The sequence below is a fragment of the Bacillus sp. SORGH_AS_0510 genome (assembly GCF_030818775.1).
In the GTDB taxonomy this organism is placed as follows: Bacteria; Bacillota; Bacilli; order Bacillales; family Cytobacillaceae; genus Neobacillus.
In genome coordinates this window covers 4,588,330-4,609,228 of record NZ_JAUTAU010000001.1, presented here as the reverse complement: position 1 = coordinate 4,609,228, position 20,899 = coordinate 4,588,330, and the positions used below count along the sequence as shown (strand labels likewise).

9 protein-coding genes, 12 tRNA genes and 6 rRNA genes are annotated in these 20,899 nt (G+C 45.5%); 25 read left to right on the top strand and 2 right to left on the bottom strand.

Annotation, left to right across the window (positions count from 1 at the left end; genetic code table 11):
• The first annotated feature begins 102 nt into the window (after positions 1-102).
• The 5 genes from ggt to istB all read left to right on the top strand — a co-directional run bounded on the left by ggt (position 103) and on the right by istB (position 5,455).
• Positions 103-1,713, top strand: coding sequence for a gamma-glutamyltransferase (gene ggt, locus QE429_RS23430; RefSeq protein ID WP_307290945.1), 1,611 nt, complete (start codon positions 103-105; stop codon positions 1,711-1,713).
• 24 nt (positions 1,714-1,737) lie between these two features.
• Complete coding sequence (locus QE429_RS23425) at positions 1,738-2,310, top strand: chromate transporter (RefSeq protein WP_307290432.1); 573 nt, start codon at positions 1,738-1,740, stop codon at positions 2,308-2,310.
• Positions 2,310-2,837, top strand: a complete 528-nt coding sequence (locus QE429_RS23420) for a chromate transporter (protein ID WP_307290943.1) — start codon at positions 2,310-2,312, stop codon at positions 2,835-2,837. The genes QE429_RS23425 and QE429_RS23420 overlap by 1 nt, the downstream gene beginning before the upstream one ends.
• A 583-nt stretch (positions 2,838-3,420) precedes the next feature.
• Positions 3,421-4,710 carry an IS21 family transposase gene (istA, locus tag QE429_RS23415; protein ID WP_307282676.1) on the top strand — a complete coding sequence of 430 codons (1,290 nt, stop codon included), beginning with the start codon at positions 3,421-3,423 and terminating at the stop codon, positions 4,708-4,710.
• Complete coding sequence (gene istB / locus QE429_RS23410) at positions 4,703-5,455, top strand: IS21-like element helper ATPase IstB (RefSeq protein WP_307282679.1); 753 nt, start codon at positions 4,703-4,705, stop codon at positions 5,453-5,455. The genes istA and istB overlap by 8 nt, the downstream gene beginning before the upstream one ends.
• 394 nt (positions 5,456-5,849) lie before the next feature.
• On the opposite strand, the gene QE429_RS23405 is transcribed toward istB, so the two are convergent.
• Positions 5,850-6,602 (bottom strand): class I SAM-dependent methyltransferase, encoded by a 753-nt coding sequence (locus tag QE429_RS23405; RefSeq protein ID WP_307290431.1) that lies wholly within the window; start codon positions 6,600-6,602, stop codon positions 5,850-5,852.
• 441 nt (positions 6,603-7,043) lie between these two features.
• On the opposite strand from QE429_RS23405, the gene QE429_RS23400 reads away from it, so the two are divergent.
• From QE429_RS23400 to QE429_RS23315, 18 genes are all read left to right on the top strand, one after another.
• A 16S ribosomal RNA gene (locus tag QE429_RS23400) occupies positions 7,044-8,581 on the top strand.
• 200 nt (positions 8,582-8,781) lie between these two features.
• Positions 8,782-11,717: ribosomal RNA gene (locus QE429_RS23395) — 23S ribosomal RNA — on the top strand.
• An 81-nt stretch (positions 11,718-11,798) separates the two neighbouring features.
• Positions 11,799-11,915 (top strand): 5S ribosomal RNA (rrf, locus tag QE429_RS23390).
• 217 nt (positions 11,916-12,132) lie between these two features.
• Positions 12,133-13,670 (top strand): 16S ribosomal RNA (locus QE429_RS23385).
• Positions 13,671-13,870: 200 nt separating this feature from the next.
• Positions 13,871-16,806 (top strand): 23S ribosomal RNA (locus QE429_RS23380).
• 81 nt (positions 16,807-16,887) lie between these two features.
• Positions 16,888-17,004, top strand: a 5S ribosomal RNA gene (rrf, locus tag QE429_RS23375).
• Together the 16S, 23S and 5S rRNA genes with 12 tRNA genes alongside form the textbook arrangement of a ribosomal RNA operon.
• Positions 17,005-17,046: 42 nt before the next feature.
• Positions 17,047-17,121: transfer RNA gene (locus tag QE429_RS23370), tRNA-Glu, on the top strand.
• Positions 17,122-17,126: 5 nt separating this feature from the next.
• Positions 17,127-17,202, top strand: a tRNA-Val gene (locus tag QE429_RS23365).
• Between the two features lie 20 nt (positions 17,203-17,222).
• Positions 17,223-17,298, top strand: a tRNA-Thr gene (locus QE429_RS23360).
• A 19-nt stretch (positions 17,299-17,317) separates the two neighbouring features.
• A tRNA-Arg gene (locus QE429_RS23355) sits at positions 17,318-17,394 on the top strand.
• A gap of 8 nt (positions 17,395-17,402) precedes the next feature.
• Positions 17,403-17,479, top strand: a tRNA-Pro gene (locus tag QE429_RS23350).
• 21 nt (positions 17,480-17,500) lie between these two features.
• A tRNA-Ala gene (locus QE429_RS23345) sits at positions 17,501-17,576 on the top strand.
• Positions 17,577-17,594: 18 nt separating this feature from the next.
• Positions 17,595-17,671: transfer RNA gene (locus tag QE429_RS23340), tRNA-Met, on the top strand.
• Positions 17,672-17,680: 9 nt separating this feature from the next.
• A tRNA-Ser gene (locus QE429_RS23335) sits at positions 17,681-17,773 on the top strand.
• A 167-nt stretch (positions 17,774-17,940) separates the two neighbouring features.
• Positions 17,941-18,014: transfer RNA gene (locus QE429_RS23330), tRNA-Met, on the top strand.
• A 3-nt stretch (positions 18,015-18,017) separates the two neighbouring features.
• A tRNA-Asp gene (locus tag QE429_RS23325) sits at positions 18,018-18,094 on the top strand.
• 32 nt (positions 18,095-18,126) lie between these two features.
• Positions 18,127-18,200, top strand: a tRNA-Gly gene (locus QE429_RS23320).
• 4 nt (positions 18,201-18,204) lie between these two features.
• Positions 18,205-18,278, top strand: a tRNA-Ile gene (locus QE429_RS23315).
• A gap of 68 nt (positions 18,279-18,346) precedes the next feature.
• Here the strand turns inward: QE429_RS23315 and QE429_RS23310 are convergent.
• Positions 18,347-18,535 (bottom strand): hypothetical protein, encoded by a 189-nt coding sequence (locus tag QE429_RS23310; RefSeq protein ID WP_307290429.1) that lies wholly within the window; start codon positions 18,533-18,535, stop codon positions 18,347-18,349.
• 126 nt (positions 18,536-18,661) lie between these two features.
• Here QE429_RS23310 and QE429_RS23305 point away from each other — a divergent pair, with 126 nt between their 5' ends.
• Positions 18,662-19,471, top strand: a complete 810-nt coding sequence (locus QE429_RS23305; RefSeq protein WP_307290428.1) for a VOC family protein — start codon at positions 18,662-18,664, stop codon at positions 19,469-19,471.
• Positions 19,472-19,586: 115 nt separating this feature from the next.
• On the top strand, positions 19,587-20,813 hold the full coding sequence (locus tag QE429_RS23300; protein ID WP_307290941.1) for an NAD(P)/FAD-dependent oxidoreductase: 1,227 nt from the start codon (positions 19,587-19,589) through the stop codon (positions 20,811-20,813).
• Positions 20,814-20,899 lie beyond the last annotated feature (86 nt).

Genomic DNA, 20,899 nt, shown 5'->3' with positions numbered 1-20,899 from the left:
AGAAAAAATGGTTCCGTTTGTAAATAAAAAGGAGTAAAATGATTAACAAATGGAATTGAATCGCAGAATAATTAATTCGAATGTATAAAAGGGGGATGAATGATGAACTTGGATTACTTAAATCATCCGTATTCATCACAAAGAATGACGACTGTTGCCAGAAACGGCATGGTGGCGACATCACAGCCTTTAGCGGCCCAAGCCGGACTAGATATATTAAAAAATGGCGGGAATGCTATTGATGCGGCTATTGCAACTGCTGCCTGCTTAACAGTGGTTGAACCGACCTCCAATGGAATCGGTGGAGATGCGTTCGCACTTGTATGGACAAAAGGCGAACTGCATGGACTAAACTCGAGTGGACCGTCGCCGAAAAGCATTTCAATCGACGCAGTAAAGGAGAAGGGTCATGAAAAAATGCCGACCTTTGGCCTTATTCCCGTGACCGTTCCGGGAGTACCTGCAGCATGGGCAGAGTTGTCCCGTCGATTTGGTAAGCTTCCGTTAAGCGCAGTGCTACAACCGGCGATCGAGTATGCCGAAAAAGGTTATCCGCTCACACCTATTCTAGGAAAGTACTGGAATAGTGCATTTAATAGATTCAAAGATTTATTTACTGGTGATGAATATAAAGGGTGGTTTGAAACCTTTGCTCCCGATGGAAAGGCACCACAAATAGGAGAGATTTGGAGTTCGAAGGGTCATGCCAGTACATTACGCAAGATTGCAGAAACGAATGCCGAAAGTTTTTACCGCGGAGAATTAGCGGAGAGAATTGACGAGTTTTCCAAGCAACATGGCGGATTCATTTCTAAGGAAGATTTAGCAGCCTACAAGCCTGAGTGGGTCCAGCCTATTAAAGTAAACTACAGAGGCTATGATGTATGGGAGATTCCACCGAATGGCCAAGGAATCGTTGCCTTAATGGCACTAAACATTCTGAAGGGATATGAGCTGAAGGAAAAGGAATCAGTTGAGACGTATCATAAGCAGATTGAAGCTATGAAACTGGCTTTTGCTGATGCGAAAAAATATGTAACAGATCTGGAAAAAATGTCCGTGACAGCAGAACAGTTGTTATCTAAAGAATTTGCGGAAGCTCGACGCAGCTTGATTGGGGATGCTGCTCTTACACCAGAGCCGGGTACACCTCCAAAAGGCGGTACGGTTTACTTAGCAACGGCAGATGGGGAAGGGAATATGGTTTCCTTTATTCAGAGTAACTATATGGGCTTTGGTTCTGGGATTGTTATTCCTGGAACAGGGATAGCCTTGCAAAACCGTGGAGCGGATTTCTCATTAGATCCAACACATGAGAATCGTTTGGAGCCAGGAAAAAGAACATACCACACGATTATTCCTGGATTTTTAACGAAGGATAGTGAAGCGGTTGGACCATTTGGTGTAATGGGTGGGTATATGCAACCTCAAGGTCATGCGCAAGTGATAATGAACACTATTGACTTCCATTTAAATCCGCAAGCTGCCTTAGATTCACCGAGATGGCAATGGATGGAGGGAAAGACAATTCTAGTTGAGAATACATTCCCGTCCTATATTGCCAGTGCGCTCGCAAGAAAGGGGCATGCTGTAAAAGTAGCCTTAGATGGAGGCGAATTCGGAAGAGGACAAATCATTTGGAGAGACCCTAAGACTGGTGTGCTTTCAGGCGGAACAGAATCCAGAACAGATGGAGCAATTGCTGTCTGGTAAATTGATAAAAGGTGTTGATAAATATTGAAACAGATGGATATATCTATCGCTTTTTTCCGTTCCGGAATATTAGGCTATGGAGGTGGCCCCTCTTCGATTCCCCTCGTTCATAAAGAGGTAGTAGAAATTTTTAAATGGATGACGGATGATGAATTTGCGGATGTTCTTGCATTAGCGAATACCCTACCAGGGCCGATTAATACAAAAATGGCAGGATATATAGGCTATCGAGTAGGTGGGTATGTAGGTATGCTAAATGCCATTATCTCTTCCATTGTCCCTACTATTATATTAATGATCATATTGCTCACCTCCTTAGCTTCATTCAAGGATCTGCCGTGGGTAGCTGGCATGACCAAAGCGGTTGTGCCTGTCGTTGGTGTCATGATGGCTACATTAACCTGGGATTTTTATAAGAAATCCTACCAAACGTTAGGACATATTAGTGCAGCGGTGACGGTGGTTGCTAGTTTGGTATTATTAGAGTTTTTGCACGTGCATCCAGCCATCTTAATTGTAGCTATATTAGTGTTTGCCTTAGTGAAGCGAGATAAGGCTTCTAAAGTTGATAAAACCAGTGAAAGAGAGGTGGGATGATGCTTTATTGGCACATATTTCTTGCCTTTTTCATACCAGGAATTGTTGGATATGGAGGCGGCCCTGCCTCCATACCGTTAGTTGAGAATGAAGTAGTTGATCATTACGGGTGGATGACAGTCTCGGAATTTAGTGAAGTGTTAGCCTTAGGGAACTCTTTGCCTGGTCCTATTGCTACGAAAATGTCAGGCTATATTGGTTACGAGATAGGTGGGGTTCTGGGGTCTATTGTAGGAATATTTGCGACGGTAGCCCCATCGCTTCTATTAATGATCGTTTTATTAGGTCTTTTATATAGACATAAAGACTCTCCGAAGGTAAAGAGGATGACGAACTATATTCGACCAACTATTGCAGTTATGCTAGGTGTAATGGCATTTAGCTTCTTTTCTACTTCTTACACAGATACAGGGCTGCTTCAAACAATCATTCTGGTTGGTGTAAGCTTTTTTCTCCTTGAAAAATTAAAGGTGCACCCTGCTTATGTGATTATGGCTTCGTTAATATATGGCGGGATATTCTTATAGTATAGAAGGAAAAAACTCAAGCTGAATGGGGCTTGAGTTTTTCTGTAGTGGTGAAATTCCTGATACTGTAATAGGTGGGAGGGGGGAGGTTCACAGTGCCTGTTGCAGGAGAAAGGAGTGAACGAGGGAATTGTGAAAGGTTCACAAAGCCTTTGAGAGGGAAAAAGAGAGAGGTAGGGGAATTGTGAAAGGTTCACAAAGCCTTTGAGAGGGGAAAAGAGAGAGGTAGGGGAATTGTGAAAGGTTCACAAAGCCTTTGAGAGGGGAAAAGAAAGAGGTATGGGAATTGTGAAAGGTTCACAAAGCCTTTGAGAGGGGAAAAGAGAGAGGTATGGGAATTGTGAAGGGTTCACAAAGCCTTTGAGAGGGAAAAAGAGAGAGGTATGGGAATTGTGAAAGGTTCACAAAGCCTTTGAGAGGGGAAAAGAGAGAGGTATGGGAATTGTGAAGGGTTCACAAAGCCTTTGAGAGGGAAAAAGAGAGAGGTAGGGTATAAATGCTAATTTTAATATGTACAGAAATGATTGTATAAGAATGTACAGTTTTGGGTAGTACATGGCATACTCTTATCGAGGTGGAGAGTATGTATGTTCAACTAGATATTACAACAAATTTTGAAATCAACAGTCTTACAGACTTACCAAAACTTAAACTTCTTATGGAGAATTTAAATATGAAAATTAACAAGAGTAAATTAGCTAGAGAATTAAATGTAGATCGGAGGACAGTTGATAAATATATTAATGGATATGTGCCTCAAAAGAAACGAGATAGAGAATCTAAGATAGATGATTATTACGGAGTAATAAAGCTACTGCTTTCCCGAGAGTCTAAGCAGAGATTTTTTTATAAACGTGTTCTATGGCAGTATTTAAAAGATAATCATGGACTGGAATGTTCCCAGTCAACATTTCGAGCTTATATAGCTCGTAAACCAGAGTTTCAAGCATACTTTAGTGAGGGGAAACGTACAGAAACTGTTCACTCCGTAATTCGTTATGAAACCCTTCCGGGTGAACAAGCTCAAATAGATTGGAAGGAGAATATCCGGTATATAACGAAAGATGGAGAAATTCTTTATGTAAATGTGGCTGTTTTTCTTTTGTCCCATTCCCGTTTTAGAACCTTTCATTTAACAATATCAAAGTCACAAAGCGTATTGATGTCCTTTCTGACAGAAAGCTTTGAAGCCATTGGGGGAGTGCCTAAAAACCTTGTGACGGATAATATGAAAACAGTAATGGATGAACCACGAACCGAGTATTCAAAGGGAGTAGTGAATGAACGCTTTGGTCAATTTGAAAAGGATTTTGGGTTTAAAGTAAGGCCTTGTATTGCAGGACGACCAAGGACGAAGGGGAAAGTTGAAAGTCCTATGAAATTGATAGACGAGATTCATGCCTATCAGGGAAAATTTGATTATGAGGAGCTTCATGCGTTTGTGCAGAGCCTTTGTGAACGGATTAACCACAGTTACCATCAGGGTACAGGGAAAATACCTATTTTGGCCATTGAACAAGAAAAAAATCTCTTATTGCCCCTACCAAGAAAGCAAATAAGAGATTCTTATAAGATCCACCATAAACTTGTACAGGTCAATTCCGCTTGCATGATTACTTATAAATCAAACCAGTATTCAGTTCCAGCTGAATACAAAGGGAAAACCGTTGGTTTACAAGTATATGATAATCAAATCCATATTTATTATAACACGGAGTTAATCGCGAAACACGAGGTCAGTGAAATCAAACTCAACTATAAAAAAGAACACTACGTTGAGGCACTCTCAAGAGGGCTTCCGCACTTTCCGGATATTGATGAGCTGGCTAAAAATAACTTACGAGCGATTGATGAGGTGTATAAAAATGAATAGTAGTTATCAACAATTAATGCAAAACCTTGAGTATTTAAAATTAAAACAGATGATTGGTCATCTTGGTGAAACGATTGATTTTGGTATGAGTAATCAATTATCTTTTGTAGACACACTCTTAAAACTAACAAATTATGAAATCGATATGCGTGAAAAAACCATGGTTAATTCAATGGTCAAGGTGGGGGCCTTCCCCCACCGTAAAGAGATAAAGGATTTTGATTTTAATTTCCAACCATCAGTAAACAAGCAGCAAATACTTGATTTTACAACATTACGATTTCTCGAAGAGAAAGAGAATATCGTATTCTTGGGACCTAGTGGAGTCGGAAAGACACATTTAGCAACAGCCATAGGGATAGCAGCAGCCAAGAAACGAACCAGTACCTATTTTATAAAATGTAATGAATTAATCCTGCAATTAAAAAGAGCAAAATTAGAAAATCGCTTAGAAAGTCGATTAAAGCATTATGGAAAGTATAAGTTATTAATTATTGATGAAATTGGATATCTACCAATTGATCGTGAGGATGCCAAATTGTTCTTCCAGCTAATTGATTTAAGATATGAGAAAAAAAGCACCATATTAACCACAAATGTAAGCTTTAAGCAGTGGGATGAGGTCTTCCAGGATACAAAAATAGCAAATGCCATATTGGATCGTGTATTACACCACGCAACAGTTGTGAACATAATTGGTGATTCGTATCGTATTAAAAATCATTTGGAAAAGGAAAACGAGTAATTTTTGTACATTCTTAAACAATCAAAAATGTACATACTTAGCTTGACATTTACAGTAGGGGAATTGTGAAAGGTTCACAAAGCCTTTGAGAGGGGAAAAGAGAGAGGTAGGGGAATTGTGAAGGGTTCACAAAGCCTTTGAGAGGGGAAAAGAAAGAGGTATGGGAATTGTGAAAGGTTCACAAAGCCTTTGAGAGGGGAAAAGAGAGAGGCATGGGAATTGTGAAGGGTTCACAAAGCCTTTGAGAGGGGAAAAGAGATAAGTACGGGAATTGTGAAGAAATCACGATTCCCGTTGTGAAAAGTTAGAGCAACTTAAGGGCACTGTGAGAAGTTTTGAGAGCTATAATCAAATAAAAGAATTTCCTATAATTAAAGGTGATGAGCTTTTCGTTTTAGTTGTTCCGGAACAAATACAACCCAAATCCTAGTGTATCCCGGCCCCATTTCAGATAAGTTCTCCGCCACTTCCGAATTCGTTCAAGCATGGCATTCTTATCTGGGTCATCCGGATTTTCAAAACAGTAATTTTCTATAGAAGAGGAATAAAGCCATTCGTATTCATCCCAATCATCTTCGTTTGCAACGTAAGAAAAAAGAGGAATGAGTCCAAGTTCTTCAGCGACCATTACATTCTCCTGATGGCTTTTCAATTCCGATTCGTCTGCGCCGCCTAATGCTTCTAAGTAATCTTTGCTAGGCTTCTTCTTCCAATAGCCTTCTCCTATTAAAATAAATCCATCTTTCTTTACGAGACGTTTCATCGTTTCAAGAGTAGATTCAAGACCTCCTAAAGCGTGAGTCGATCCGATACAAATTCCTATATTAAATACATCAGCTTCACATCTCTGGACAGCAATGCTTGCATCATCCACAACAAAATCAATACGATCTTCAGGTATTCGTTTCATTGCTTTAAGTTTGGCTTCTTCAATGGCGCCATCATATAATTCGATAGCAGTACCGCTAATATTAAAATCCTCTACTAGACGAATAAGCAGCTCGCATTTCCCTGCTCCGATATCAATTACCTTCATGTTTGGCTCAAGTGACATCATTTGAATCATTTTCATCATCTTTGTTTCATTAATAGGATTACTATAGGCGTGATTGCGATGAGCGATTGCTGAAAATCTGTTTCTATCCATGTTTTGGTGCCCTCCTTAAGGTGGAAATTATTTTACACTAGTATTACAACTAGAAATATTATTCCTTATCTAATAGAAGAATCCCTCTTTTAATTACAAAGAAAGCTGTTGACATATGAGAGAAGTGATAGTAACATAGTAATTCCTGATGCAACATAACATTGATTTTGTTATTTTATTTTTAAAAAATAAAAATCGGGATTGACGAAATTAGTATTATAGTATAATATTAATTTCTGTTGCTGCTAAACAGCAGTAAACAAGAAAAAAAGTTAAAAAAAGTTGTTGACTTCCGGTTGGTAACTTGGTAAGATAATAAAGTCGCTTTTGAGCGATGGTGAAATTGTTCTTTGAAAACTAAACAAACAAAAACGTCAACAAACAATAATATTTAACTTCTTAATTGAAGTTAGCCAACGTAACAAAATGAGCTAATCAACTTTCTTGGAGAGTTTGATCCTGGCTCAGGACGAACGCTGGCGGCGTGCCTAATACATGCAAGTCGAGCGAATCACTTCGGTGGTTAGCGGCGGACGGGTGAGTAACACGTGGGCAACCTGCCTGTAAGACTGGGATAACACCGGGAAACCGGTGCTAATACCGGATAATCCTTTTCCTCACATGAGGGAAAGCTGAAAGTCGGTTTCGGCTGACACTTACAGATGGGCCCGCGGCGCATTAGCTAGTTGGTGAGGTAACGGCTCACCAAGGCGACGATGCGTAGCCGACCTGAGAGGGTGATCGGCCACACTGGGACTGAGACACGGCCCAGACTCCTACGGGAGGCAGCAGTAGGGAATCTTCCACAATGGACGAAAGTCTGATGGAGCAACGCCGCGTGAGCGATGAAGGCCTTCGGGTCGTAAAGCTCTGTTGTTAGGGAAGAACAAGTACCGGAGTAACTGCCGGTACCTTGACGGTACCTAACCAGAAAGCCACGGCTAACTACGTGCCAGCAGCCGCGGTAATACGTAGGTGGCAAGCGTTGTCCGGAATTATTGGGCGTAAAGCGCGCGCAGGCGGTCCTTTAAGTCTGATGTGAAAGCCCACGGCTCAACCGTGGAGGGTCATTGGAAACTGGGGGACTTGAGTGCAGAAGAGGAAAGCGGAATTCCACGTGTAGCGGTGAAATGCGTAGAGATGTGGAGGAACACCAGTGGCGAAGGCGGCTTTCTGGTCTGTAACTGACGCTGAGGCGCGAAAGCGTGGGGAGCAAACAGGATTAGATACCCTGGTAGTCCACGCCGTAAACGATGAGTGCTAAGTGTTAGGGGGTTTCCGCCCCTTAGTGCTGCAGCTAACGCATTAAGCACTCCGCCTGGGGAGTACGGCCGCAAGGCTGAAACTCAAAGGAATTGACGGGGGCCCGCACAAGCGGTGGAGCATGTGGTTTAATTCGAAGCAACGCGAAGAACCTTACCAGGTCTTGACATCCTCTGACACTCCTAGAGATAGGACTTTCCCCTTCGGGGGACAGAGTGACAGGTGGTGCATGGTTGTCGTCAGCTCGTGTCGTGAGATGTTGGGTTAAGTCCCGCAACGAGCGCAACCCTTGATCTTAGTTGCCAGCATTCAGTTGGGCACTCTAAGGTGACTGCCGGTGACAAACCGGAGGAAGGTGGGGATGACGTCAAATCATCATGCCCCTTATGACCTGGGCTACACACGTGCTACAATGGATGGTACAAAGGGCTGCAAGACCGCGAGGTTTAGCCAATCCCATAAAACCATTCTCAGTTCGGATTGTAGGCTGCAACTCGCCTACATGAAGCCGGAATCGCTAGTAATCGCGGATCAGCATGCCGCGGTGAATACGTTCCCGGGCCTTGTACACACCGCCCGTCACACCACGAGAGTTTGTAACACCCGAAGTCGGTGGGGTAACCGTAAGGAGCCAGCCGCCTAAGGTGGGACAGATGATTGGGGTGAAGTCGTAACAAGGTAGCCGTATCGGAAGGTGCGGCTGGATCACCTCCTTTCTAAGGATATAAGCTGGACATATGAGCCAGACAAAACATGTTTGTTTGATTGTTTTCTGTTTGTTTAGTTTTGAGAGTGCAATTTCTCTCAGAACTTCGTTCTTTGAAAACTAGATAATCGTAAAGAAGAAAGTCAAGAAACATCGAGTAATCGCCATTTTAGTTTTCTCTCTATTATATATAGAGTAATAAACCTTTTAGGTTAAGTTAGAAAGGGCGCACGGTGAATGCCTTGGCACTAGGAGCCGATGAAGGACGGGACTAACACCGATATGCTTTGGGGAGCTGTAAGTAAGCTTTGATCCAGAGATTTCCGAATGGGGAAACCCACTGTTCGTAATGGAACAGTATCTTTACCTGAATACATAGGGTATTGAAGGCATACCCGGGGAACTGAAACATCTAAGTACCCGGAGGAAGAGAAAGCAAACGCGATTCCCTGAGTAGCGGCGAGCGAAACGGGACATAGCCCAAACCAAGAGGCTTGCCTCTTGGGGTTGTAGGACACTCTATATGGAGTTACAAAGGAACGGGGTAGATGAAGCGGCCTGGAAAGGCCCGTCAGAGAAGGTAAAAACCCTGTAGTCGAAACTTCGTTCCCTCCTGAGTGGATCCTGAGTACGGCCGGACACGTGAAATCCGGTCGGAAGCAGGGAGGACCATCTCCCAAGGCTAAATACTCCCTAGTGACCGATAGTGAACCAGTACCGTGAGGGAAAGGTGAAAAGCACCCCGGAAGGGGAGTGAAATAGTTCCTGAAACCGTGTGCCTACAAGTAGTTAGAGCCCGTTAATGGGTGATAGCGTGCCTTTTGTAGAATGAACCGGCGAGTTACGATCCCATGCAAGGTTAAGTTGAAGAGACGGAGCCGCAGCGAAAGCGAGTCTGAATAGGGCGAATGAGTATGTGGTCGTAGACCCGAAACCAGGTGATCTACCCATGTCCAGGGTGAAGTCCAGGTAACACTGGATGGAGGCCCGAACCCACGCACGTTGAAAAGTGCGGGGATGAGGTGTGGGTAGCGGAGAAATTCCAATCGAACTTGGAGATAGCTGGTTCTCTCCGAAATAGCTTTAGGGCTAGCCTCACGTTGTTAGAGTCTTGGAGGTAGAGCACTGTTTGGACTAGGGGCCCTCATCGGGTTACCGAATTCAGACAAACTCCGAATGCCAAAGACTTATCCGTGGGAGTCAGACTGCGAGTGATAAGATCCGTAGTCAAAAGGGAAACAGCCCAGACCACCAGCTAAGGTCCCAAAGTTTACGTTAAGTGGAAAAGGATGTGGAGTTGCTTAGACAACCAGGATGTTGGCTTAGAAGCAGCCACCATTTAAAGAGTGCGTAATAGCTCACTGGTCGAGTGACTCTGCGCCGAAAATGTACCGGGGCTAAACGTAACACCGAAGCTGTGGATTGACATCGTAGATGTCAGTGGTAGGAGAGCGTTCTAAGGGCGTTGAAGCTAGACCGTAAGGACTGGTGGAGCGCTTAGAAGTGAGAATGCCGGTATGAGTAGCGAAAGATGAGTGAGAATCTCATCCACCGTATGCCTAAGGTTTCCTGAGGAAGGCTCGTCCGCTCAGGGTTAGTCGGGACCTAAGCCGAGGCCGAAAGGCGTAGGCGATGGACAACAGGTTGATATTCCTGTACCACCTCTTTATCGTTTGAGTGATGGGGGGACGCAGGAGGATAGGGTAAGCGCGCTGTTGGATATGCGCGTCTAAGCAGTTAGGCTGGAAAGTAGGAAAATCCGCTTTCCGCAAAGGCTGAGCTGTGATAGCGAGGGAAATTTAGTACCGAAGTTCCTGATTCCACACTGCCAAGAAAAGCCTCTAGCGAGATAAAAGGTGCCCGTACCGCAAACCGACACAGGTAGGCGAGGAGAGAATCCTAAGGTGAGCGAGAGAACTCTCGTTAAGGAACTCGGCAAAATGACCCCGTAACTTCGGGAGAAGGGGTGCTTTTTGAGGTGAATAGCCTCGAAGAGCCGCAGTGAATAGGCCCAGGCGACTGTTTAGCAAAAACACAGGTCTCTGCGAAGCCGCAAGGCGAAGTATAGGGGCTGACGCCTGCCCGGTGCTGGAAGGTTAAGAGGAGGGGTTAGCGCAAGCGAAGCTCTGAATCGAAGCCCCAGTAAACGGCGGCCGTAACTATAACGGTCCTAAGGTAGCGAAATTCCTTGTCGGGTAAGTTCCGACCCGCACGAAAGGCGTAACGATCTGGGCACTGTCTCAACGAGAGACTCGGTGAAATTATAGTACCTGTGAAGATGCAGGTTACCCGCGACAGGACGGAAAGACCCCGTGGAGCTTTACTGTAGCCTGATATTGAATTTTGGTACAGCTTGTACAGGATAGGTAGGAGCCGTAGAAGCCGGAGCGCTAGCTTCGGTGGAGGCGTCGGTGGGATACTACCCTGGCTGTATTGAAATTCTAACCCGCACCCCTTATCGGGGTGGGAGACAGTGTCAGGTGGGCAGTTTGACTGGGGCGGTCGCCTCCTAAAGAGTAACGGAGGCGCCCAAAGGTTCCCTCAGAATGGTTGGAAATCATTCGTAGAGTGTAAAGGCACAAGGGAGCTTGACTGCGAGACCTACAAGTCGAGCAGGGACGAAAGTCGGGCTTAGTGATCCGGTGGTTCCGCATGGAAGGGCCATCGCTCAACGGATAAAAGCTACCCCGGGGATAACAGGCTTATCTCCCCCAAGAGTCCACATCGACGGGGAGGTTTGGCACCTCGATGTCGGCTCATCGCATCCTGGGGCTGTAGTCGGTCCCAAGGGTTGGGCTGTTCGCCCATTAAAGCGGTACGCGAGCTGGGTTCAGAACGTCGTGAGACAGTTCGGTCCCTATCCGTCGTGGGCGCAGGAAATTTGAGAGGAGCTGTCCTTAGTACGAGAGGACCGGGATGGACGCACCGCTGGTGTACCAGTTGTCTTGCCAAAGGCATCGCTGGGTAGCTATGTGCGGACGGGATAAGTGCTGAAAGCATCTAAGCATGAAGCCCCCCTCAAGATGAGATTTCCCATAGCGTCAAGCTAGTAAGAACCCTGAAAGATGATCAGGTTGATAGGTCAGAGGTGGAAGCGTGGTAACATGTGGAGCTGACTGATACTAATCGTTCGAGGACTTAACCAAGTTTTAAAGCGAACTCAAATGTTTATTGAATTTTCTTCTACATTATCTAGTTTTGAGAGAACGAACTCTCAAATAAAATAGTCTGGTAACTATGGCGAGAAGGTCACACCCGTTCCCATACCGAACACGGAAGTTAAGCTTCTCAGCGCCGATGGTAGTTGGGACGAAAGTCCCTGTGAGAGTAGGACGTTGCCAGGCGAAGACAGAAATTTTTATTTCTGTCTCTTCAATCCCTTAAGTGGGAATGTAGAAAATATATTGCATCTTAGTATTAATCGTGTTAAGATGTTAAAGTCGCTCAGATGAAGAGCACAAAATTGTTCTTTGAAAACTAAACAAACAAAAACGTCAACAAACAATAATATTTAACTTCTTAATTGAAGTTAGCCAACGTAACAAAATGAGCTAATCAACTTTCTTGGAGAGTTTGATCCTGGCTCAGGACGAACGCTGGCGGCGTGCCTAATACATGCAAGTCGAGCGAATCACTTCGGTGGTTAGCGGCGGACGGGTGAGTAACACGTGGGCAACCTGCCTGTAAGACTGGGATAACACCGGGAAACCGGTGCTAATACCGGATAATCCTTTTCCTCACATGAGGGAAAGCTGAAAGTCGGTTTCGGCTGACACTTACAGATGGGCCCGCGGCGCATTAGCTAGTTGGTGAGGTAACGGCTCACCAAGGCGACGATGCGTAGCCGACCTGAGAGGGTGATCGGCCACACTGGGACTGAGACACGGCCCAGACTCCTACGGGAGGCAGCAGTAGGGAATCTTCCACAATGGACGAAAGTCTGATGGAGCAACGCCGCGTGAGCGATGAAGGCCTTCGGGTCGTAAAGCTCTGTTGTTAGGGAAGAACAAGTACCGGAGTAACTGCCGGTACCTTGACGGTACCTAACCAGAAAGCCACGGCTAACTACGTGCCAGCAGCCGCGGTAATACGTAGGTGGCAAGCGTTGTCCGGAATTATTGGGCGTAAAGCGCGCGCAGGCGGTCCTTTAAGTCTGATGTGAAAGCCCACGGCTCAACCGTGGAGGGTCATTGGAAACTGGGGGACTTGAGTGCAGAAGAGGAAAGCGGAATTCCACGTGTAGCGGTGAAATGCGTAGAGATGTGGAGGAACACCAGTGGCGAAGGCGGCTTTCTGGTCTGTAACTGACGCTGAGGCGCGAAAGCGTGGGGAGCAAACAGGATTAGATACCCTGGTAGTCCACGCCGTAAACGATGAGTGCTAAGTGTTAGGGGGTTTCCGCCCCTTAGTGCTGCAGCTAACGCATTAAGCACTCCGCCTGGGGAGTACGGCCGCAAGGCTGAAACTCAAAGGAATTGACGGGGGCCCGCACAAGCGGTGGAGCATGTGGTTTAATTCGAAGCAACGCGAAGAACCTTACCAGGTCTTGACATCCTCTGACACTCCTAGAGATAGGACTTTCCCCTTCGGGGGACAGAGTGACAGGTGGTGCATGGTTGTCGTCAGCTCGTGTCGTGAGATGTTGGGTTAAGTCCCGCAACGAGCGCAACCCTTGATCTTAGTTGCCAGCATTCAGTTGGGCACTCTAAGGTGACTGCCGGTGACAAACCGGAGGAAGGTGGGGATGACGTCAAATCATCATGCCCCTTATGACCTGGGCTACACACGTGCTACAATGGATGGTACAAAGGGCTGCAAGACCGCGAGGTTTAGCCAATCCCATAAAACCATTCTCAGTTCGGATTGTAGGCTGCAACTCGCCTACATGAAGCCGGAATCGCTAGTAATCGCGGATCAGCATGCCGCGGTGAATACGTTCCCGGGCCTTGTACACACCGCCCGTCACACCACGAGAGTTTGTAACACCCGAAGTCGGTGGGGTAACCGTAAGGAGCCAGCCGCCTAAGGTGGGACAGATGATTGGGGTGAAGTCGTAACAAGGTAGCCGTATCGGAAGGTGCGGCTGGATCACCTCCTTTCTAAGGATATAAGCTGGACATATGAGCCAGACAAAACATGTTTGTTTGATTGTTTTCTGTTTGTTTAGTTTTGAGAGTGCAATTTCTCTCAGAACTTCGTTCTTTGAAAACTAGATAATCGTAAAGAAGAAAGTCAAGAAACATCGAGTAATCGCCATTTTAGTTTTCTCTCTATTATATATAGAGTAATAAACCTTTTAGGTTAAGTTAGAAAGGGCGCACGGTGAATGCCTTGGCACTAGGAGCCGATGAAGGACGGGACTAACACCGATATGCTTTGGGGAGCTGTAAGTAAGCTTTGATCCAGAGATTTCCGAATGGGGAAACCCACTGTTCGTAATGGAACAGTATCTTTACCTGAATACATAGGGTATTGAAGGCATACCCGGGGAACTGAAACATCTAAGTACCCGGAGGAAGAGAAAGCAAACGCGATTCCCTGAGTAGCGGCGAGCGAAACGGGACATAGCCCAAACCAAGAGGCTTGCCTCTTGGGGTTGTAGGACACTCTATATGGAGTTACAAAGGAACGGGGTAGATGAAGCGGCCTGGAAAGGCCCGTCAGAGAAGGTAAAAACCCTGTAGTCGAAACTTCGTTCCCTCCTGAGTGGATCCTGAGTACGGCCGGACACGTGAAATCCGGTCGGAAGCAGGGAGGACCATCTCCCAAGGCTAAATACTCCCTAGTGACCGATAGTGAACCAGTACCGTGAGGGAAAGGTGAAAAGCACCCCGGAAGGGGAGTGAAATAGTTCCTGAAACCGTGTGCCTACAAGTAGTTAGAGCCCGTTAATGGGTGATAGCGTGCCTTTTGTAGAATGAACCGGCGAGTTACGATCCCATGCAAGGTTAAGTTGAAGAGACGGAGCCGCAGCGAAAGCGAGTCTGAATAGGGCGAATGAGTATGTGGTCGTAGACCCGAAACCAGGTGATCTACCCATGTCCAGGGTGAAGTCCAGGTAACACTGGATGGAGGCCCGAACCCACGCACGTTGAAAAGTGCGGGGATGAGGTGTGGGTAGCGGAGAAATTCCAATCGAACTTGGAGATAGCTGGTTCTCTCCGAAATAGCTTTAGGGCTAGCCTCACGTTGTTAGAGTCTTGGAGGTAGAGCACTGTTTGGACTAGGGGCCCTCATCGGGTTACCGAATTCAGACAAACTCCGAATGCCAAAGACTTATCCGTGGGAGTCAGACTGCGAGTGATAAGATCCGTAGTCAAAAGGGAAACAGCCCAGACCACCAGCTAAGGTCCCAAAGTTTACGTTAAGTGGAAAAGGATGTGGAGTTGCTTAGACAACCAGGATGTTGGCTTAGAAGCAGCCACCATTTAAAGAGTGCGTAATAGCTCACTGGTCGAGTGACTCTGCGCCGAAAATGTACCGGGGCTAAACGTAACACCGAAGCTGTGGATTGACATCGTAGATGTCAGTGGTAGGAGAGCGTTCTAAGGGCGTTGAAGCTAGACCGTAAGGACTGGTGGAGCGCTTAGAAGTGAGAATGCCGGTATGAGTAGCGAAAGATGAGTGAGAATCTCATCCACCGTATGCCTAAGGTTTCCTGAGGAAGGCTCGTCCGCTCAGGGTTAGTCGGGACCTAAGCCGAGGCCGAAAGGCGTAGGCGATGGACAACAGGTTGATATTCCTGTACCACCTCTTTATCGTTTGAGTGATGGGGGGACGCAGGAGGATAGGGTAAGCGCGCTGTTGGATATGCGCGTCTAAGCAGTTAGGCTGGAAAGTAGGAAAATCCGCTTTCCGCAAAGGCTGAGCTGTGATAGCGAGGGAAATTTAGTACCGAAGTTCCTGATTCCACACTGCCAAGAAAAGCCTCTAGCGAGATAAAAGGTGCCCGTACCGCAAACCGACACAGGTAGGCGAGGAGAGAATCCTAAGGTGAGCGAGAGAACTCTCGTTAAGGAACTCGGCAAAATGACCCCGTAACTTCGGGAGAAGGGGTGCTTTTTGAGGTGAATAGCCTCGAAGAGCCGCAGTGAATAGGCCCAGGCGACTGTTTAGCAAAAACACAGGTCTCTGCGAAGCCGCAAGGCGAAGTATAGGGGCTGACGCCTGCCCGGTGCTGGAAGGTTAAGAGGAGGGGTTAGCGCAAGCGAAGCTCTGAATCGAAGCCCCAGTAAACGGCGGCCGTAACTATAACGGTCCTAAGGTAGCGAAATTCCTTGTCGGGTAAGTTCCGACCCGCACGAAAGGCGTAACGATCTGGGCACTGTCTCAACGAGAGACTCGGTGAAATTATAGTACCTGTGAAGATGCAGGTTACCCGCGACAGGACGGAAAGACCCCGTGGAGCTTTACTGTAGCCTGATATTGAATTTTGGTACAGCTTGTACAGGATAGGTAGGAGCCGTAGAAGCCGGAGCGCTAGCTTCGGTGGAGGCGTCGGTGGGATACTACCCTGGCTGTATTGAAATTCTAACCCGCACCCCTTATCGGGGTGGGAGACAGTGTCAGGTGGGCAGTTTGACTGGGGCGGTCGCCTCCTAAAGAGTAACGGAGGCGCCCAAAGGTTCCCTCAGAATGGTTGGAAATCATTCGTAGAGTGTAAAGGCACAAGGGAGCTTGACTGCGAGACCTACAAGTCGAGCAGGGACGAAAGTCGGGCTTAGTGATCCGGTGGTTCCGCATGGAAGGGCCATCGCTCAACGGATAAAAGCTACCCCGGGGATAACAGGCTTATCTCCCCCAAGAGTCCACATCGACGGGGAGGTTTGGCACCTCGATGTCGGCTCATCGCATCCTGGGGCTGTAGTCGGTCCCAAGGGTTGGGCTGTTCGCCCATTAAAGCGGTACGCGAGCTGGGTTCAGAACGTCGTGAGACAGTTCGGTCCCTATCCGTCGTGGGCGCAGGAAATTTGAGAGGAGCTGTCCTTAGTACGAGAGGACCGGGATGGACGCACCGCTGGTGTACCAGTTGTCTTGCCAAAGGCATCGCTGGGTAGCTATGTGCGGACGGGATAAGTGCTGAAAGCATCTAAGCATGAAGCCCCCCTCAAGATGAGATTTCCCATAGCGTCAAGCTAGTAAGAACCCTGAAAGATGATCAGGTTGATAGGTCAGAGGTGGAAGCGTGGTAACATGTGGAGCTGACTGATACTAATCGTTCGAGGACTTAACCAAGTTTTAAAGCGAACTCAAATGTTTATTGAATTTTCTTCTACATTATCTAGTTTTGAGAGAACGAACTCTCAAATAAAATAGTCTGGTAACTATGGCGAGAAGGTCACACCCGTTCCCATACCGAACACGGAAGTTAAGCTTCTCAGCGCCGATGGTAGTTGGGACGAAAGTCCCTGTGAGAGTAGGACGTTGCCAGGCTAAACTTTATTTTTTGGCGATTTAGGCGTCAAGATTTAAAGTGGCCCCTTGGTCAAGCGGTTAAGACACCGCCCTTTCACGGCGGTAACACGGGTTCGAATCCCGTAGGGGTCACCATTTATGGAGGATTAGCTCAGCTGGGAGAGCATCTGCCTTACAAGCAGAGGGTCGGCGGTTCGATCCCGTCATCCTCCACCATATAACTTTTCAAATTATTTGCCGGTGTAGCTCAATTGGTAGAGCAACTGACTTGTAATCAGTAGGTTGGGGGTTCAAGTCCTCTCGCCGGCACCACTTTACTTTTCATATATACGCGCCCGTAGCTCAATTGGATAGAGCGTCTGACTACGGATCAGAAGGTTATGGGTTCGACTCCTTTCGGGCGCGCCATTATATTTCGGGAAGTAGCTCAGCTTGGTAGAGCACTTGGTTTGGGACCAAGGGGTCGCAGGTTCGAATCCTGTCTTCCCGACCAGTCCGAACTATTTTATAATATGGGGCCTTAGCTCAGCTGGGAGAGCGCCTGCTTTGCACGCAGGAGGTCAGCGGTTCGATCCCGCTAGGCTCCACCATAACTTTAATAACTATTTGGCGGTGTAGCTCAGCTGGCTAGAGCGTACGGTTCATACCCGTAAGGTCGGGGGTTCGATCCCCTCCGCCGCTACCATATATGTACGGAGGAATACCCAAGTCCGGCTGAAGGGATCGGTCTTGAAAACCGACAGGCGGGTTAAACCGCGCGGGGGTTCGAATCCCTCTTCCTCCGCCATATTATTTTACAAATCAATATTCTATTGTCGCGGGGTGGAGCACGTTCGAATAGGCTTCTTCGAATTATCTACAGCGCAACGATTGAGCCACAGCTTGAATATGCTTTCCGAAATCGGGGCGGTCTTCAAACAAATGGCATGCACAAAATGTAATATTTTCTATTGTCGCGGGGTGGAGCAGTCTGGTAGCTCGTCGGGCTCATAACCCGAAGGTCGCAGGTTCAAATCCTGTCCCCGCAATATGGTCCGGTAGTTCAGTTGGTTAGAATGCCTGCCTGTCACGCAGGAGGTCGCGGGTTCGAGTCCCGTCCGGACCGCCATTATTTTTCCTATTAATAATCAGCATAATAATGCGGGTGTAGTTTAATGGTAAAACCTCAGCCTTCCAAGCTGATGTCGTGAGTTCGATTCTCATCACCCGCTCCAAAATGGGCCTATAGCTCAGCTGGTTAGAGCGCACGCCTGATAAGCGTGAGGTCGATGGTTCGAGTCCATTTAGGCCCACTAAAATAGTAAAAAAGCGATTGCTAATAAGCAGTCGCTTTTTTTTTCGATTAACTAACCCTCTAGATCTATGATACTTCCAGTAGTTCCTTTTCTCTTTCCACTTCTAATGCTGATACAATGTAAGCAAACCCATTCATTAAAAAGTAAATGACATTGGACTGTACCCGTTCATTTTCTCCTAAATAGGTATTTACGATAATGGTAACAGAGTATAAAATGACAAAAAACAAAGCAATCCTATTGAAAATTATCATTCCACCGGCTCCTTTTTTAGGATTCTTATTTTAATCATATTTGTTATTAGCGTATCTTATGCAAGCCACATCCTAATTGCCTATTCAGCAGCTAAATTTAAAGTATGAAGAGAGGAGTTATTCCACATGTTACTTTCGTTTGATCACTTAGTTATTTTTCTAAGAAAACCAGAGGAAGCCTTACAGACTTTAAGCAAAATAGGAATTCATGCTATCCATGGTGGACATCATGAAAAGTGGGGAACCTATAACACTTTATCCTACTTTGGGTTAAGCTATATTGAGTTTTTAGGAATTGAAGATTTATCAATCACTGAGAAACAAGAAAACAATCAATTGATTACTGAAATAGTAGACCAACTCTCAAAAAAAGGACAAGAGGGTCCTGCTAAAATCGCTGTTCGTGCAAGAGGAATGCAAGAATTAGCTGAAAGGTTAAAAGCAGAGGGATATGCCGTATATGGTCCGTATCCTGGTGAACGAGTTCGGGCGGATGGACAAATCATTAAGTGGTCGCTCTTATTTTTAGAAAATGAACCCAATGAACTTACTATGCCATTTTTCATCGAGTGGGAGAAGTCGGATGAAGAGAGGCTTGTAGAATTAAAAGAGCAGGGATTAGTAGAAACACACCCATTAGACAATCTAGCATTTGAAAGTGTTGCATTTGTGGTACATGACTTTGAAAGAACTATAACTAAGTGGGGGAGCTTATTAAATCTAGAGCCGGGTGAGGCATTTATAGACGAAGCCTTGAATGCCAAATGTAGTAAACTAGAACTCTTAGGCACAAGTCTTTTGTTTTGTACACCAATTGGAGAGGGTTTAGCGAAAAAGGTATTAAAAGAAAAAGGGGAAACGCCTTTTCTAATTAATCTTGAAGGAACAAATCAACCGGATTATCTTGAGATGTTTGGTGGGGTTTGGAGATTGTAGTAGCAAGAAAGTGTGTTGAAGGTAAACCATGACGGTTTGTATGGATGTTGGCAAGGATGATTACTTTTTCAAAGGAGATACTACAAGTATCAGTCAATTTGAAGGAGTGGCCTTAATGGATTTACAAAGTGGAAAGTTTTATTGGGAAACCACCATCCCCAAAGCACCTACATATCCTGTTTTAGAGGAAGATATAAGTTGTGATGTACTTATTATAGGTGGTGGCAGTTCTGGTGCGCAGTGCGCCTACTATTTAAGTGAAACAGGCTTAGATGTTGTAGTTGTTGATAAACGAAAAATTGGTAAAGGAAGTACAAGTGTCAATACAGCTCTTATTCAATATTTGGGAGATAAAATGCTATTTGAGTTAGTGAATACCTTTGGAGAGGAAGCGGCTATTCTCCATACCAAGCTCTGCGAAGAAGCGATTAATGATATTGAACGAACGTCTCAAAGGATGGACATGGACCCTGAATTTTATAGGAGGGACAGTCTTTATTATGCGAGTGATCAAGCAGGAGTAGAAAAACTCAATAAAGAATTCTATTATCTGCAAAAACATAATTTTAAAGTAGATTGCCTCACACAAAAGCAAATTAGTGAACGCTACCCTTTCAAAAAAGAAGCAGCACTATATTTATATCAAGATGGTGAGATTAATCCGCTTAAATATAATTATGGACTTCTTTCAGAAGCTCAAAAAAACGGAGTTAGGATTTATGAAAATACTAGAATCAACGGTAAACAATTTCATGAAGACGGGGCTACTTTTTTTACAGAGAATGGACATTCCATTAAGACTCGGCAAGTCATTATAGCTGCTGGGTATGAGGGAATGGAATTTAAAAAAGAGAAGAATGCTGTAATTTCAAGCTCGTATGCTGTTGTTACTAACCCGGTAGAAAGCTTTTCAGATTGGTATAAACAGACCCTTATATGGGAGACAGCGCGTCCATATATTTATATGCGGACGACGAAGGATAACCGAGTGATTATTGGTGGATTAGACGATAACACTGTTTATGCTGAAGATCGGGATTCCAAGATAATGCATAAGAAAGAGAAGTTAATTGAGGAATTTAACAAACTTTTTCCTACGATCGATGTTTACCCAGAGTATTATTTAGGAGCTTTTTATGGAGGGACCCATGACGGCTTGCCTATGATTGGGCAATATGAAGAGTTCCCTAATTGTTATTTTGTCTTTGCATACGGAGATAATGGTCTTGTTTATAGCGGGGTAATGGCAAAGATATTGAGAGATGTGATAGCAAAAGGGTCACATTCTGCTATGAATATATATCATCAGAGTCGATCGGGTACTGCATTTAATAAAAAATAGCTATTTTTCGTAATTCTTGATCAGTTCCCTTGATGTTGATCTGTATAAAATTACACCTTATCAGCGGATTTTATGGGTTTATCGGC